The sequence below is a fragment of the Acinetobacter haemolyticus genome (assembly GCF_003323815.1).
GTDB lineage: Bacteria > Pseudomonadota > Gammaproteobacteria > Pseudomonadales > Moraxellaceae > Acinetobacter > Acinetobacter haemolyticus.
Genome location: NZ_CP030880.1, coordinates 3427367 through 3441166, shown reverse-complemented (window position 1 = coordinate 3441166; position 13800 = coordinate 3427367). Strand labels below are relative to the sequence as shown.

At 40.9% G+C, this 13800-nt stretch carries 14 protein-coding genes and 1 pseudogene; 10 read left to right on the top strand and 5 right to left on the bottom strand.

The genetic code is table 11. The features are described 5' to 3' along the window. Positions 1-670 precede the first annotated feature (670 nt). The 6 genes from rpmH to DS737_RS15945 all read left to right on the top strand — a co-directional run bounded on the left by rpmH (position 671) and on the right by DS737_RS15945 (position 5604). The gene (rpmH, locus tag DS737_RS15970; RefSeq protein ID WP_000831329.1) at positions 671-805 is read left to right on the top strand and encodes a 50S ribosomal protein L34; all 135 of its coding nucleotides are present in this window, start codon (positions 671-673) and stop codon (positions 803-805) included. 27 nt (positions 806-832) lie between these two features. Further along, positions 833-1228, top strand: coding sequence for a ribonuclease P protein component (gene rnpA / locus DS737_RS15965; RefSeq protein WP_004637316.1), 396 nt, complete (start codon positions 833-835; stop codon positions 1226-1228). Between the two features lie 9 nt (positions 1229-1237). Beyond that, positions 1238-1561 carry a membrane protein insertion efficiency factor YidD gene (gene yidD, locus DS737_RS15960; protein WP_005086077.1) on the top strand — a complete coding sequence of 108 codons (324 nt, stop codon included), beginning with the start codon at positions 1238-1240 and terminating at the stop codon, positions 1559-1561. Between the two features lie 2 nt (positions 1562-1563). After that, positions 1564-3324, top strand: coding sequence for a membrane protein insertase YidC (gene yidC / locus DS737_RS15955; protein ID WP_005086079.1), 1761 nt, complete (start codon positions 1564-1566; stop codon positions 3322-3324). A 91-nt stretch (positions 3325-3415) separates the two neighbouring features. Continuing rightward, entirely contained in the window at positions 3416-4771 is a 1356-nt protein-coding gene (gene mnmE / locus DS737_RS15950; protein WP_005086080.1) for a tRNA uridine-5-carboxymethylaminomethyl(34) synthesis GTPase MnmE, read from the top strand. A gap of 134 nt (positions 4772-4905) precedes the next feature. Then, positions 4906-5604, top strand: coding sequence for a DsbC family protein (locus DS737_RS15945; RefSeq protein WP_113997941.1), 699 nt, complete (start codon positions 4906-4908; stop codon positions 5602-5604). Between the two features lie 53 nt (positions 5605-5657). Here DS737_RS15945 and DS737_RS15940 read toward each other — a convergent pair whose 3' ends face one another. The 3 genes from DS737_RS15940 to guaD form a co-directional block, all read right to left on the bottom strand. Next, positions 5658-5909, bottom strand: a complete 252-nt coding sequence (locus tag DS737_RS15940) for a GlsB/YeaQ/YmgE family stress response membrane protein (protein WP_004637321.1) — start codon at positions 5907-5909, stop codon at positions 5658-5660. 224 nt (positions 5910-6133) lie between these two features. Then, positions 6134-6661 (bottom strand): hypoxanthine phosphoribosyltransferase, encoded by a 528-nt coding sequence (gene hpt / locus DS737_RS15935; protein ID WP_004637322.1) that lies wholly within the window; start codon positions 6659-6661, stop codon positions 6134-6136. Between the two features lie 225 nt (positions 6662-6886). After that, positions 6887-8203 carry a guanine deaminase gene (gene guaD, locus DS737_RS15930; protein ID WP_113997940.1) on the bottom strand — a complete coding sequence of 439 codons (1317 nt, stop codon included), beginning with the start codon at positions 8201-8203 and terminating at the stop codon, positions 6887-6889. Between the two features lie 78 nt (positions 8204-8281). Here guaD and DS737_RS16415 point away from each other — a divergent pair. Continuing rightward, positions 8282-8407, top strand: a pseudogene (locus tag DS737_RS16415) (nucleotidyltransferase family protein); the annotation flags it as partial. 43 nt (positions 8408-8450) lie between these two features. On the opposite strand, the gene DS737_RS15925 reads toward DS737_RS16415, so the two are convergent. Then, positions 8451-9404, bottom strand: coding sequence for a TerC family protein (locus DS737_RS15925; RefSeq protein ID WP_113997939.1), 954 nt, complete (start codon positions 9402-9404; stop codon positions 8451-8453). A 292-nt stretch (positions 9405-9696) separates the two neighbouring features. Then, positions 9697-10623: a LysR family transcriptional regulator gene (locus DS737_RS15920; RefSeq protein ID WP_113997938.1), complete on the bottom strand. Its 927-nt coding sequence runs from the start codon at positions 10621-10623 to the stop codon at positions 9697-9699. 106 nt (positions 10624-10729) lie between these two features. Here DS737_RS15920 and DS737_RS15915 point away from each other — a divergent pair, with 106 nt between their 5' ends. The 3 genes from DS737_RS15915 to DS737_RS15905 are packed head-to-tail and all read left to right on the top strand — an operon-like array spanning position 10730 to position 13789. Then, a complete protein-coding gene (locus tag DS737_RS15915) occupies positions 10730-11962 on the top strand; it encodes an acyl-CoA dehydrogenase family protein (protein ID WP_162784547.1) in 1233 nt (410 codons plus the stop codon). A gap of 10 nt (positions 11963-11972) precedes the next feature. Then, positions 11973-13094, top strand: a complete 1122-nt coding sequence (locus DS737_RS15910) for a phosphotransferase family protein (RefSeq protein WP_113997936.1) — start codon at positions 11973-11975, stop codon at positions 13092-13094. Continuing rightward, entirely contained in the window at positions 13091-13789 is a 699-nt protein-coding gene (locus tag DS737_RS15905) for a histidine phosphatase family protein (RefSeq protein WP_113997935.1), read from the top strand. Before DS737_RS15910 ends, DS737_RS15905 begins: the two co-directional genes overlap by 4 nt. The last annotated feature ends 11 nt before the right edge of the window (positions 13790-13800 follow it).

The window sequence follows — 13800 nt, the reverse complement described above, 5'->3', positions numbered from 1 at the left end:
GTGCATCCCCTATTTATCCATTTTTAAATTTAAAAAACAAAAAACCACCACCCTTGCATTCCGAAGGGGTCGCCATTCTAACCAAGTTATCCACATCTGTCAGGAAAATTTCAGATACTTTCGATGAAAAAGAAAGCATTCGTGAATTAAATTTAAATTCAAAGCACTTGTGAATAACTTTTAGCACATCCTGTGGATAGTTTTAACCACCAAGTTATCCACAATCTATAAAATCAATAAAAACAGAGTTACCCACAAGGTAACCATATGTTTAATGATGAAAATATGTGGTTCTCCACAGAAAATATCCACCCTAATAGTAATAAATTTAAATTTTAAAATTTGAATTTATTTATAAATCGAACCCGAAGTGTGGATAACTGAGCATATCGAAATTTAAATTCAAAATCCAAAGAATAAATTTAAAACATTTGCTTTATTGTGGGTAAGTCTATGGATAGGCTGTGAATATATCTTATTATTGATATAATTTAAATAGATAGCTTGTGTATGTTTTTTGTTTTCAAGAATAGAGAAGAAAGTGCACGACCAAAATATGAAAGAAAAAGTACAAGATAAAATGTAAAGTTTTTGATTTTTGATTGACAGCGTAAACATTGCACAATAAAATCGCGGACCTTTATAGAAAGATCATTTTGGGAGTTTCGATATGAAACGTACTTTCCAACCATCTGAATTAAAGCGTAAACGCGTTCATGGTTTCCGTGCTCGTATGGCAACTAAAGCTGGTCGTCAGGTTTTAGCTCGTCGTCGTGCGAAAGGTCGTCATAGCTTAACTGTTTAATACTGTTAAGCTGACCAGATTTGGGTGATGACACTTTACAGTTTTGGCACTGAATTTCGTATTCGTTGTGCTGCAGATTACAAAAGTGTATTTGATGGTGCGCTTTTTAAAGTGCATCAGCCCCATTTCCTTTTTTTAGCAAAATTAACCGAACAGCCAAATAGCCGTTTGGGTATTGTCGTTGCTAAAAAAAAGGTGCGTCGTGCACATGAACGAAATCGGGTAAAACGTCTTGCTCGTGAGAGCTTTCGTTTACATCAAGCACAATTTAATGCTGATATCGATATTGTGGTAATGCCTAAAGTAGGTATAGACACAATTTCAAATCAAGAATTACATCAACAATTAGATTTTGCTTGGCAAAAATTACAACGTTTAGCAAAAAAGCATTCTAAAGTCGCTACCACCGCCCTCCAAAATTAGAGATCTCCAATGGTACGTATCCTGCATTGGTTGATAAGATGCTACCAAATCGCAATAAGTCCATTATTGGGGCCACGTTGCCGCTATATTCCAACTTGTTCTCAATATGCTATAGAAGCTTTACAAACGCATGGGGCAGTTAAAGGAGTCTGGCTGTCAACTAAACGCGTTTGTCGTTGTCATCCTTGGGGAGGGTCGGGTTATGACCCAGTGCCGCCTAAAGCAGTTCGTTTTATTTCGTTTCATCAAATAGATTCTCAAATGCATCACGTTGCTGTACCCTTTCGTGATCGTTTATGTAAGCAAAATTTCTCTAATCATTTGGGATATTAGTTATGCAACAATGGGCCAGATTTGCAATTCTTGGAGCCATGTTTGTTACCGCATATTTGCTTATTTTGGCTTGGCAAAAAGATTATGGTCATGCTGCACCAGCTCCGCAACAACAAGCGGCAGTGGTCAGTGCACATGATGTGTCTGCAGATTTGCCAAATGCTCAAAATGCAACAGCGGCTTCAGACTTGCCACAAGCAAATGTGACTGCATCACAACAAGCCACAGAAACTACCTCTGTGAATCAGCAACTGATTTCAGTACAAACCGATCTCTATCATCTTTGGATTAATCCAAAAGGTGGTGACATTGTTCGTATTGAGTTATTGAGCCATGATCAAAGCAAAAATGGTGATCAACCATTTGTCATGCTGGAAAATGATGCGAACCGTACTTACGTCGCTCAATCAGGCTTAATTGGATTAAATGGACCAGATAGCAGCCGAAATGGTCGTCCAATGTATGATGTTGAAAAAACAGCATATACAATGGAAGATGCCAAAAAAGTGGCGACGACAGATGGTGCAAGCAGTCAAGTTTTGACTGTTCCATTGGTCTTTAAAACACCTGAAGGCGTTGAAGTGATTAAAACTTTCACTTTCACTCAAGGTGAATATCCAATTACCGTTAAACACCAAGTCGTTAACCGCAGTCAGCAAAACTGGCAAGGTCAAATGTTTGGTCAGTTAAAACGTGATAACTCAGATGATCCAGGTAAATCTGATCAAGGTATCTTTACCTTAGGGACCTTCTTGGGTGGCGCATGGGGTACACCTGATGCACATTACAATAAACTCAAGTTTTCAAACTTCTCTGATGAGAAGTTAAATCTTGATGCGAAAAATGCTTGGGTTGCGATGGTTCAGCACTATTTCGTGAGTGCATGGATTCCAGGTAATTTAAAACTGACGCAAGCGGATGGTCAGCCATATACTGCTAAATTAGAATCACGTCAGTCTGCGGACAAGATGAATATTATTGGCTTTACTTCTCCGACCATTAATGTGCCTGCAGGTACGTCGATGGAAGTTGATGCAAAGTTCTATTCAGGTCCAAAGATCCAGTCTGAGCTGAAAGATTTAGCTGTAGGTTTAAATCAAACCGTAGATTATGGTTGGTTATGGCCGATTGCAAAACTATTGTTCCTTGGCTTGCAATTTTTCCATAACATCGTGGGGAACTGGGGTTGGTCAATTATTCTTTTGACGATCTTAGTGAAGCTGATTTTGTGGCCACTTTCATCGAAAAGCTATCGTTCGATGGCAAAAATGCGTGTCATTGCACCTGAAATGCAACGCATGAAAGAAGAGTTTGGCGATGACCGTATGCGTTTCTCTCAAGAAATGATGGCATTGTATAAGCGTGAACAAGTAAATCCATTATCGGGTTGTTTGCCGTTGTTACTGCAAATGCCAATTTTCCTTGCCCTGTATTGGGTACTCATGGAAAGTGTGGAATTACGTCATGCACCTTGGTTGCTATGGATTCAAGATTTATCGGCGATGGATCCTTGGTTTATTTTGCCGCTACTCATGGGGGTTACCATGTATGTGCAGCAAATGCTCAATCCACAACCGACTGATCCAATGCAGGCAAAGGTTTTCCGTTTGATGCCAATCATCTTTACGGTATTTATGTTGTTCTTCCCAGCAGGTTTAGTCCTTTACTGGATTGTCAACAACGCCATTACGATTCTGCAACAGTCATTTATCAATAAGAGTGTAGAAAAAGATCGTCTCAACAAGGTTGAGTCAGCGTCTTAATTCTCCAACTTTTACTGAATAAATCCGCTTAAGATGGTAATCTTAAGCGGATTTTTATTTGGCTGAATTTTAGGGTTGTGAAGTGAAAAATATGCAACATCAAACCACAATTGCTGCGATTGCTACACCGTTGGGTCGTGGAGGTGTGGGAGTCATTCGTCTCTCTGGACCGAAGGCTTATATGATTGCCGAACAACTCACACAAAAACAACTACCTACTGCAAGAATGGCGGCTTTTCGCCAGTTTTATGATGTAGATAATTCAGTGATGGATGAAGGCATTATCTTGTGTTTTCCAAATCCCCACTCGTTCACGGGCGAGGATGTAGTGGAAATCCAAGGACATGGTGGTCCAGTCATTCAAAATGCATTGTTGGCGCGCTTGCTTGATTTAGGTGCGACAGCTGCAAAGGCGGGTGAATTTTCCATGCGTGCCTTTGAAAATGGCAAAATGGATTTGGTTCAAGCAGAAGCGATTGCAGATTTGATTGATGCAACCTCACAGGCAGCAGCACGTTCAGCGGTACGTTCTTTACAAGGTGCTTTTTCAACTAAAATTAATACCGTTTTAGAAAAATTGATTCACTTGCGTTTGCATGTGGAAGCCGCGATTGATTTTCCAGAAGAAGAAATTGATTTTTTAGCGGATGGTAAAATTCTAGCGTTATTGGATGATGTACAAGATTCTGTCAAGGCCGTACAACAATCGGCGCGTCAAGGTCAATTGTTACGTGAAGGTTTGCAAGTCGTGATCGCAGGTAAACCGAATGCTGGAAAATCGAGCTTATTAAACGCATTGGCTGGACATGAGCGTGCCATTGTGACCGATATTGCGGGTACCACACGTGATGTTTTACACGAAAAAATCAGTTTGAATGGCCTGCCGATTACTTTAACGGATACGGCTGGTTTACGCGAAACAGGTGATGTTGTTGAACGCGAAGGTATTCGCCGAGCGATCAAAGAGATTGAGCAAGCGGATTTGTTACTGTTGGTATACGACTTAAATCAAGGTGATGAACCGTTGCAATTGGCACATGAATATTTTGCAGATCATCTTGAGCCGAAACGGTTATTGTTGATCGGAAATAAATGCGATTTAACGGGTCAACCAGCAGAAATGACGGATTATCAAGGTTTCCGCCACATTCGGGTTTCAGCAAAACAGGATATGGGGGTTCAGGTGCTCATAGATGCGATTACAGCGCATGCAGGCTTCCAGCCCGAAGAAGATACCTTTATTGCCCGTACGCGTCATCTAGACGCAATGAAGCGCACTCAGCGCTATTTGGCAGAGGCTCGTGAGCAGCTTGTGGTATTTAATGCAGGTGAGCTTGTTGCAGAGTCTTTACGTTTGGCACAAAACGCCCTCGGTGAAATCACTGGTGATTTTAGTGCGGATGATCTGCTCGGAAAAATCTTTGGTTCGTTTTGTATTGGGAAATGATTCCAATTAGAAAAGTGTTCCACGTGAAACATCTCGGGTATTGGTTTGATTTTGGTTGTGACTCAGTAAGTCGTGCTGTATAGCCTTGTGAGACGGATTACAATAGCGGCTGATTTTTGATTCGAGTGTCAGTCATGTTAAAAAAAATTGGGATATTCTCATTATTGAGCTGTGTTTCTATGATGAGTTTAGCCAATGTGGAAACCTTAAAAAGTAATCTAAATAAAAACTATCCCGATATCCAAGTGACCAATATTCAAGCCACTGAAATGACGGGTTTATATAGTGCAAATCTAGATAATCAAATCATCTACCTCGATGAAAATGCCGAGCATATGTTTATCGGTTCAATGGTGCGTTTAAAAGACCAAAAAAATCTCACAAAAGATTTAGTACTTAAGCAAAATTCAATTGATTGGCAAAAACTCCCTTTACAAGATGCAATTAAAACGGTCAAAGGGAATGGTAAACGTCAGCTCGCTATTTTTTCAGATCCAAACTGTCCGTACTGTAAGCAATTAGAAGCAGAACTCGATAAGCTCAATGATGTAACGATTTATACCTTTATCTATGCCTTAAAACCGCAATCTATCGCTGTTTCTAAGCAAGTTTGGTGCGATGCAAATCCATCCTATGCATGGAAAAATTTACTGCAAAAAAATGTTCAACCTAAAGCAAAAAACTGTGCCAATCCAATTGATCGAAACCTAGCTTTAGGACGTAAATTAGGCGTGAATGGCACACCGACTTTGATTTTTTCAAATGGCTTAAAGATGGTGGGGGGACGTAGTGCTGAAGATATTCAAATGATTTGGAAGGAATTGGGACTATAAATATAAACCTCCCAATTCATAACAATCATGAATTGGGAGTGATTTCTATGCCTCTAGCTCTTCTTGGTAACGAGGTTGTAGATGAATAAAATAATCACAGCACCGACCACAGATGCAATAAATCCAGCCGCTGAATTTTCACCATATAAGCCGAGTAATCGGCCGCCATAGGTTGCCAATAAAGAACCCGAAATACCGAGTAAAGTGGTAACAATAAAGCCAGCTTTGTCATCACCTGGATGGAGCGCTCGTGCAATTAAACCCGCAAAGAAACCAACGACAATTGCTACAATTAGAGACCACATTGTTATTTCTCCTTGTTTTAACAATAGTATTTGTAGTTATCCTGCTTGATGAGGAGAGCTTTTGTCTGTAGCGGATTGCTTATTTATGTCGTATTTTTGTGCAGTGTTGAGATATTTTTAATTAGGATTTAAAAATAAAAAAGCGACGAAATCGTCGCTGAACAGGTGCTTGAGTTACTTTTGCATGGGGAGTTCAAGCACCGATAATACAGATTTTTTATTGATCAAAGACCAATTTCACCGATAAATGGAAGATGACGATATTTTTGATCATAATCGAGACCATAGCCCACAATAAATCGATCTTCGACTTCGAAACCTAAGAATTTGACTTCTAAATCAATTTCACGGCGTGATGGTTTGCTCACCAGCGTACACAATTCAATTGAATTGGGCTTGCGCGTTTGCAACATTTGAATGACTTTGTTGAGTGTATTGCCTGAGTCAATAATGTCTTCGACCACCAATACATCTTTACCGTGAATTTCACCATCCAAGTCCTTTAGAATTTTGACGTCACGGCTAGATGTGGTACCACCGCCATAGCTTGAAACGGTCATAAAATCGAGTTCATGCGGTTTTTCAATCGCACGGCATAAATCTGCCATAAAAATGACTGAGCCGCGCAGTAAACCAATCAATACCAGTTCTTTATCACTTTGAGCATAGTGTGCATTGATTTTTTCACCTAGCTCTTTCACTTTGGCTTGGATCTCTTCACTGGAAATCATTACGCGCATCGCAACAGTCATCGATAGATTCCTAAAACTTTAAAAATGGGAAAATAAAAAAGGTGTTGACCTGCAACACCTCGAAATCTTGAGTTAATGTGAGAATTTTAAAACAAAATGAGTTTTCATGCATCTTTTGATGATGAAGAATATGTATCATTTTGCCGTGAAGCACTGTCTCGCTTCAACAAAACTGCGCAGCTCATGGCAAAGATGATCAATCCAATCCTACGCTTATTGAATACTCTAGTTGGCGCTATAGGCTTTTTGTCCATAGATATAGGTTGCCTCGATATTACGGTCATCACCCATAGTAAACAGCGCAAATAAGCTGTCATCAATTGATTTAGAACGTGATTGACGTAGTTGTTGTAGAGCCGTTGCTTGCAGATTTAGCACGACAAAATCCGCTTCTTTACCAACATTGAAGTTACCGAGCTTATCATCGAGATCAAGTGCTTTTGCACCACCTAAGGTTGCATGATACAACGACTCAAAAGCAGAGAGTTTATCACCTTGTAACTGCTGCACTTTATAGGCTTCATTGACGGTTTGTAATAAGCTAAATGAAGTCCCTGCCCCAATATCTGTACCCAAACCAACTTTGACTTGTTGTTCCCAAGTTTTCTTTAATGGAAATAAGCCACTACCTAAGAACAGGTTTGACGTTGGACAAAAGGCAATTGCAGAGTCAGTCTCATGCATGCATTGCCATTCTGCATCTTCTAAATGTACGCAATGCGCGAATACCGAACGCTGACCCGTTAAACCATAATGATGATAGACATCGAGATAGCCCTTTTGCGCTGGGAATAAATCTTTAACCCATGCGATTTCATCTTTATTTTCACTTAAATGAGTATGTACATAGACATCAGGATATTCTGCTTTGAGTTGCCCTGCTTTTTCTAGCTGTTCTGGTGTAGAGGTTGGTGCAAATCGTGGTGTAATCGCGTATAAGGCGCGACCTTGGCCATGCCACTTTTCGATCAGGGTCTTAGAATCATCATAGGCGCTCTCTGCAGTGTCACACAGTGCTTCAGGTGCATGACGATCCATCATGACTTTACCTGCGATTAAACGCATTTGGTACTGTTCTGCGGCTTCAAATAAAGCATTCACAGACTCAGGATGAACAGTACAAAACACCAGTGCCGTAGTGGTGCCATTTTTAAGCAATTCCTGCACAAAGAATTTTGCAATTTCTTCGGCATAGGCTTGGTCTTTGAACTGGATTTCAGTTGGGAAGGTATAGGTATTGAGCCAACTGAGTAATTGTTCACCGTAGGCACCGACCATTTCTGTTTGTGGAAAGTGAATATGGGTGTCAATCATGCCAGGAATGATCAATTGATCTGGATAATGTTGAATCTCAACATCTGTAGGCAGATGATCTTGAGCGGCATCCCAAGTGCCAAACCAACGAATTTTGCCCTGTTCAGTGATCAGAACACCATCTTCGATATAACGCACTTGGTCTGCGATTTCAGTCGCTTGGGAAACAGTTTTTTTAATATCTAAGAAGCGACCACGAATAACCGTGATCGGAGTAGCCAACGTCATAACAACCTACAGTTTTACTTTTTTCGGTTGATTGTACCTGATTTTGTCCAGATTACTGGAATATTCGCCTAAATTAAGCGACCAAAATCTGCATTAGTAAGTTATGAAACTTTTAAGCAGCGTGTAAATTCTAAAAAATGGTTGCAGCAATGGCCTAAATTACAATGGGTTGATCCAATAACAAATTACACAATACCTGAATAGAAAAAAGGGCCTTCATTGAAGACCCATTTGATATGCTTTTTAATTATTCCGCTTGATGTTTATTGTGACGTAACGATAGATACGCCGTAATACTCAATACCAAGATGATAAAGCCGAGTGAGATCCAGATCGGCATGTGGAACACATCCAACAACAACATTTTCGTACCGATAAACAATAAAATAATACCTAAGCCATAAGGTAAATAATGCATTTTGGTTGCTGCGCCAGCGAGTAAGAAGAACATCGCACGCAAGCCTAAAATTGCCATTAAGTTTGCAGTTAAAACGATGAATGGGTCAGTCGTTACAGCAAAAATCGCAGGTATCGAGTCCACAGCAAAAATGACATCAGAAGCTTCGACCAGTACTAATACTAAAAATAACGGCGTTGCCCACAAAAGTCCATTTCGGCGGACGAAGAATTTATTGCCTTCTAGTTGAGGTGTAATGCGTAGGTGTTTACGTAACCATTTGAGTAAAGCATTGTCTTCGATATTGCTTTCTTCCTCCTGCCCTTTAAGAAATTTAAAGCCGGTGTAAACGAGGAAAGCACCAAAGATATAAAGAATCCATGAAAACTCTTGAACGAACCAAGCGCCAATAAAGATAAAGATGGTTCTAAGTACAATTGCGCCGAGAACTCCATAGAGCAAGATTTTGCGTTGTAAAGCAGGTGGAATCGTGAAAGCAGCAAAGATCATGAGCCAAACGAAGACATTATCGATTGCTAAGGATTTTTCGAGCAGATAGCCTGCGAAGTATTCCATGGTTTTTTGATTGGCAATGTTCACCCCAACTGTTTGCTGGAGATACAGCCACAATGCACCACCAAACAGTATGGCGACAGTGACCCAAGCAATACTCCAATAAGCAGCTTGTTTAAAAGGAACATTTTGGTTTTGCTTCTGTTTAAAACCTAAAAAGTCGATGATTAACATCACCGACACAATGCCAAAAAAGGCAAGGTATAGCCATAAATTGCCGATAGTTTCCATCACTACTCCCTATCTGGCAAATGGACATAAAAAAACCTTGACCAGTTGCCAGATGAATTAAAAAAACATCTGTTTCAACATGATCAAGGTCTTGCCTACATCACCATGAGAGATGATGCTCAGAGTCCGACTTTTTGCAAAGTGTAATGACGGAGCTCTGACACCTGAGTTTTAATTGCAACACTCAGGTTTGGAGGAGGCTACTCCCCTTGTCAACAAATACGGTATGGATGATGCCATCCAAATCTGCGCGTAGCATTACATAATTTGAGTAAATCTGCAAATGGATGCTTCATGGTTTCGCATTAAAAATGTTTAGAATTTCATGCCGTAAAAATTGATGGCGAGGGTTTTGTTTGACGTGGTCATGCCAATACATCCCCATCGTGATTTTTGGTAATTCGATAGGTAAGGCATGAATCTGTAATGTTTCCGCATAATGCAGATGATTCAGAATACTTTGTGGAATGGTTAATATCGCATTTGGGTATTGTGCCAAGACTTGTAGTGCGGTTGCGTAATGCTGGCAACGCAGAAAAACTTGTCGAGATAATTGTTGGCGATTCAAATAAATATCTTCCAATAAAACCCCAGTGCGACGAGAAGATACCCCAATATGTGGAGAGGATAAGTAGGTTGCTAGATCCATTTTACTTTGTTGGGTGCACACCACAAAATGATCTTGGATGAGTTGTTCAAACTGTAGATGTGCTTGATGAGGTTGTACTAGATCAATCACAAAATCGATCTGCTGGGCAGATAAGTCCGCCAGCATATTTTTACGATCGAGTTTGGAGCTAAGAAATTGAATATCGAGATTTAACTGTGCAAAGTGATGTACCAATCGAGGAAAAATAATCGGTTCAATTTCATCGTGAATCGCAATCTTAATACTTTGTAGCATGCTCGGAACAAACTCTTGCTGTGGCACAGCAATCTGTTGAATCGTCAATAACGCCTCTTGGATTGGATGATAAATTTGCTCTGCATAAGGCGTTGGAAGCATCTTTTGTCCACTTCGTACAAATAATTCGTCATTCAACTGTGTACGTAAACGTTGTAAGGCATGACTAACGGCAGATTGGCTAATACAGAGTAATTGAGCAGCTTTAGAAATGCTTTTTTGTTCAAAGATCGCAATAAAAAGTGGGTATAAATTAATATCTATACGGTGGAATTGTCCGACTTCGAGCGGGTTTATATTATGAATCTGGTTCATAGTTTTAAATAAAATAAAATCATTTCATTCATAATAAGTTTTCGCTTAAGGTGATGTAAAGCAGCGAATCAAGTTTCGTTAAATATTTACCTTGAGGGAAATAATGATGTTTGCATTATCTGAACGCGCGCAGGATTTTATTGCAAGAACGCAAACCTTTATTCAACAAGAAATAGAACCGATTGAAAAAGCCTTTTGGGATGAGGTCCATCATCTCAATGTCGATGGCGACTGGACCAAATGGCAATGGCCAGCCCAACTCGAACAATTAAAAAGCAAGGCCAAAGCAGCAGGCTTATGGAATATGTTCTTGCCAGATGCGGAACTCGGTGCAGGTTTATCGGTTCAAGAATATGCGCATATTGCTGAGTTGACAGGACGTAGCCTCCTTGCACCAACGGTATTTAACTGTAATGCGCCTGATACTGGCAATATGGAGGTGTTATGGCGCTATGGCAGTCAGGAACAAAAACAACAATGGTTGCAGCCCTTACTTGCTGGGGAAATACGTTCTGTATTCTGCATGACTGAACCTGCGGTTGCGTCGAGTGATGCCACTAATATGCAAGCTACGGCGGTGATTGAGGGTGATGAAATTGTTCTGAATGGTCGTAAATGGTGGTCATCTGGCTTGGGTGATCCGAATGCTAAAGTGATCATTTTTATGGCCTACACCCCTGATTCAAGCAAAGACCGTCACCATCAGCATTCGATGGTTCTGGTGCCGATTGATATCCAAGGTGTGACCATTGAACGGATGTTGCCTGTCTTTGGCGATTATGATGCACCGCATGGACATGGACAGGTCAGTTTTGACAATGTACGTGTACCTGTTAGTAATTTTATTGGTGGCGCAGGGCAAGGTTTTGAAATTGCTCAAGGTCGTTTAGGACCTGGGCGGATTCACCACTGTATGCGTTGTATCGGTGCAGCAGAAAAAGCGTTAGAGCTGATGATTGATCGTGGCATGTCGCGTAAAGCCTTTGGTAAAGAAATTCTTAAACTCGGTGGAAATTTAGAACGTGTTGCTGAAGCACGTGTGCAAATTGATCAAGCCCGTTTATTAACCCTTTATGCCGCTTATAAGATGGATACCTTAGGCAATATGGCAGCCCTCACTGAAATTTCTGCAATCAAGGTCGTTGCACCAACCGTATTGCAGAACGTAGTCGATATGGCGATTCAAATTCATGGTGGTGAAGGAGTATCTCGTGATACGCCATTGACTGCATTTTTTAATCAGGCACGAAGTTTACGTTTAGCCGATGGACCTGATGAAGTGCATAAGGGCATGATTGCTAAATTAGAACTGAAAAAACGTGGTTATGGTCGCGGATAAGGATATAAAAATGACAGTAATTGATGTGGGTGGTCAGGTTCGTCATGGCGAAGAACTCGATATTTCCGCTGTTGAAACATGGTTAAAAAAACAAGGTATCGTGCTCGAAGGTCAAGCACAAGTGACCCAATATTCTGGGGGAGCATCAAATTGGACGTATCGTATTCAATATGAAAATACCGATTTAATTTTACGTCGTCCGCCAAAGGGAACCAAAGCTAAGTCAGCACATGATATGGCGCGTGAATACAATGTGCAGAAGCATCTTGCACCGTTCTACCCTGTCCTACCTGAAATGGTTGCATTGTGTCAGGATGACAGTGTGATTGGCTGTGATTTCTATGTGATGCAGCGGATTGAGGGCATCATTCCACGAGCTAATTTACCCAAAGAATTACAACTCGATGAGCAACAAGTTCGGCAACTTTGTTTAAATGTACTCGATAAGTTGATCGAATTGCATCAAGTGCCGTATCAAGGCACAGAACTTGAAAAGCTAGGCAAAGGTGAAGGCTATTGTCGTCGTCAAGTGGAAGGTTGGGATGGCCGTTATAGCAAGGCGCTTACACCGAATGTACCTGATTTTAGCTTTGTGCGGGAATGGCTAAAGCAACATATTCCAACGGATGCTAAGACCTGCGTAATTCACAATGATTGGCGTTTTGATAATGTCATTTTAGATCCACAACAACCAACTACAGTGATTGGCGTACTTGACTGGGAAATGGCGACATTGGGTGATCCGCTCATGGATTTAGGCAGTGCTCTCGCCTATTGGATTCAAGAGGATGACGATGCTTTGATGAAATCTAGCCGCCGTCAACCAACCAATCTAAAAGGCATGCTGACACGTCAACAAGTCGTGGACTACTACTTAGAGAAAACTGGGCTGAAACCTGACAATTGGGCCTTTTATGAAGTGTTCGGTTTGTTCCGTTTAGCCGTGATTGCCCAGCAGATCTATTATCGCTATTACCATCAACAAACGGATAACCCAGCCTTTAAGGATTTTTGGATCATGATTCATGCCTTACATATTCGGGCACTCAAATTAATTGCACTGAACAATGCTGAAGCACAGCAGTTAATTCCTGAATATGGCGCAAAGCTAAAGGATATTTTAAAAGGATGAGCACAATTTATTTGGTGCGACATGGGCAGGCTTCATTTGGTGCTGATAGCTATGACCTGCTCTCTGCAAAAGGCGAGCAACAGGCACAAGTAGTGGGTAATTTTTTTAAACATACCTTAAAAAATCAGCCTTTAGTACTTGCAGGTTCAATGCAACGCCATCAGCAAACGGCGCAGCTCGCTTTAGCGCAAGGTTTTGCAGATGTATCGATTCAAACCGAGTCGGCTTGGAATGAATTTGACCATCAACAAGTGTTTGCCAAATACGATGCGCGCTTTAATCATCCTGAATTACTCAAACAGGATATTGCACAAGTTGCGAACCCACGTGCCTATCTAGCCAACATCTTTGATGGTGCGATAGATCGCTGGATTGGAGAGCAGTATGACCACGAATATCATGAAACATGGTTAGGTTTTCAATCACGGGTCGAAGGTGCCCTACAGACGTTATGTCAGTACATTGACGTCACACAACAACGTCAGGCGGTGGTGTTTAGTTCGGGTGGCGTGATTTCTGTAGCAGTCGGCAAGGTATTAGGTTTGAACGCCAAACAGATTTTTGCCCTGAATTGGTCAATCGCCAATGCCAGTATCACCACGCTACGTTGGACTGATGAGTGTTTGCAATTACTGAGTTTTAATGAGCATCATTATTTAAAAGCGCATGATGCAGAACTTTTAACATGGATTTAAATAAGAATAGG

What these genes read in the sequence shown, in the direction of transcription:
- rpmH (WP_000831329.1), top strand. Translation starts at nt 671, where the DNA reads ATGAAACGTACTTTCCAACCATCTGAATTAAAGCGTAAACGCGTTCAT.
- rnpA (WP_004637316.1), top strand. Translation starts at nt 833, where the DNA reads ATGACACTTTACAGTTTTGGCACTGAATTTCGTATTCGTTGTGCTGCA.
- yidD (WP_005086077.1), top strand. Translation starts at nt 1,238, where the DNA reads ATGGTACGTATCCTGCATTGGTTGATAAGATGCTACCAAATCGCAATA.
- yidC (WP_005086079.1), top strand. Translation starts at nt 1,564, where the DNA reads ATGCAACAATGGGCCAGATTTGCAATTCTTGGAGCCATGTTTGTTACC.
- mnmE (WP_005086080.1), top strand. Translation starts at nt 3,416, where the DNA reads ATGCAACATCAAACCACAATTGCTGCGATTGCTACACCGTTGGGTCGT.
- DS737_RS15945 (WP_113997941.1), top strand. Translation starts at nt 4,906, where the DNA reads ATGTTAAAAAAAATTGGGATATTCTCATTATTGAGCTGTGTTTCTATG.
- DS737_RS15940 (WP_004637321.1), bottom strand. Translation starts at nt 5,909, where the DNA reads ATGTGGTCTCTAATTGTAGCAATTGTCGTTGGTTTCTTTGCGGGTTTA.
- hpt (WP_004637322.1), bottom strand. Translation starts at nt 6,661, where the DNA reads ATGACTGTTGCGATGCGCGTAATGATTTCCAGTGAAGAGATCCAAGCC.
- guaD (WP_113997940.1), bottom strand. Translation starts at nt 8,203, where the DNA reads ATGACGTTGGCTACTCCGATCACGGTTATTCGTGGTCGCTTCTTAGAT.
- DS737_RS15925 (WP_113997939.1), bottom strand. Translation starts at nt 9,404, where the DNA reads ATGGAAACTATCGGCAATTTATGGCTATACCTTGCCTTTTTTGGCATT.
- DS737_RS15920 (WP_113997938.1), bottom strand. Translation starts at nt 10,623, where the DNA reads ATGAACCAGATTCATAATATAAACCCGCTCGAAGTCGGACAATTCCAC.
- DS737_RS15915 (WP_162784547.1), top strand. Translation starts at nt 10,730, where the DNA reads ATGTTTGCATTATCTGAACGCGCGCAGGATTTTATTGCAAGAACGCAA.
- DS737_RS15910 (WP_113997936.1), top strand. Translation starts at nt 11,973, where the DNA reads ATGACAGTAATTGATGTGGGTGGTCAGGTTCGTCATGGCGAAGAACTC.
- DS737_RS15905 (WP_113997935.1), top strand. Translation starts at nt 13,091, where the DNA reads ATGAGCACAATTTATTTGGTGCGACATGGGCAGGCTTCATTTGGTGCT.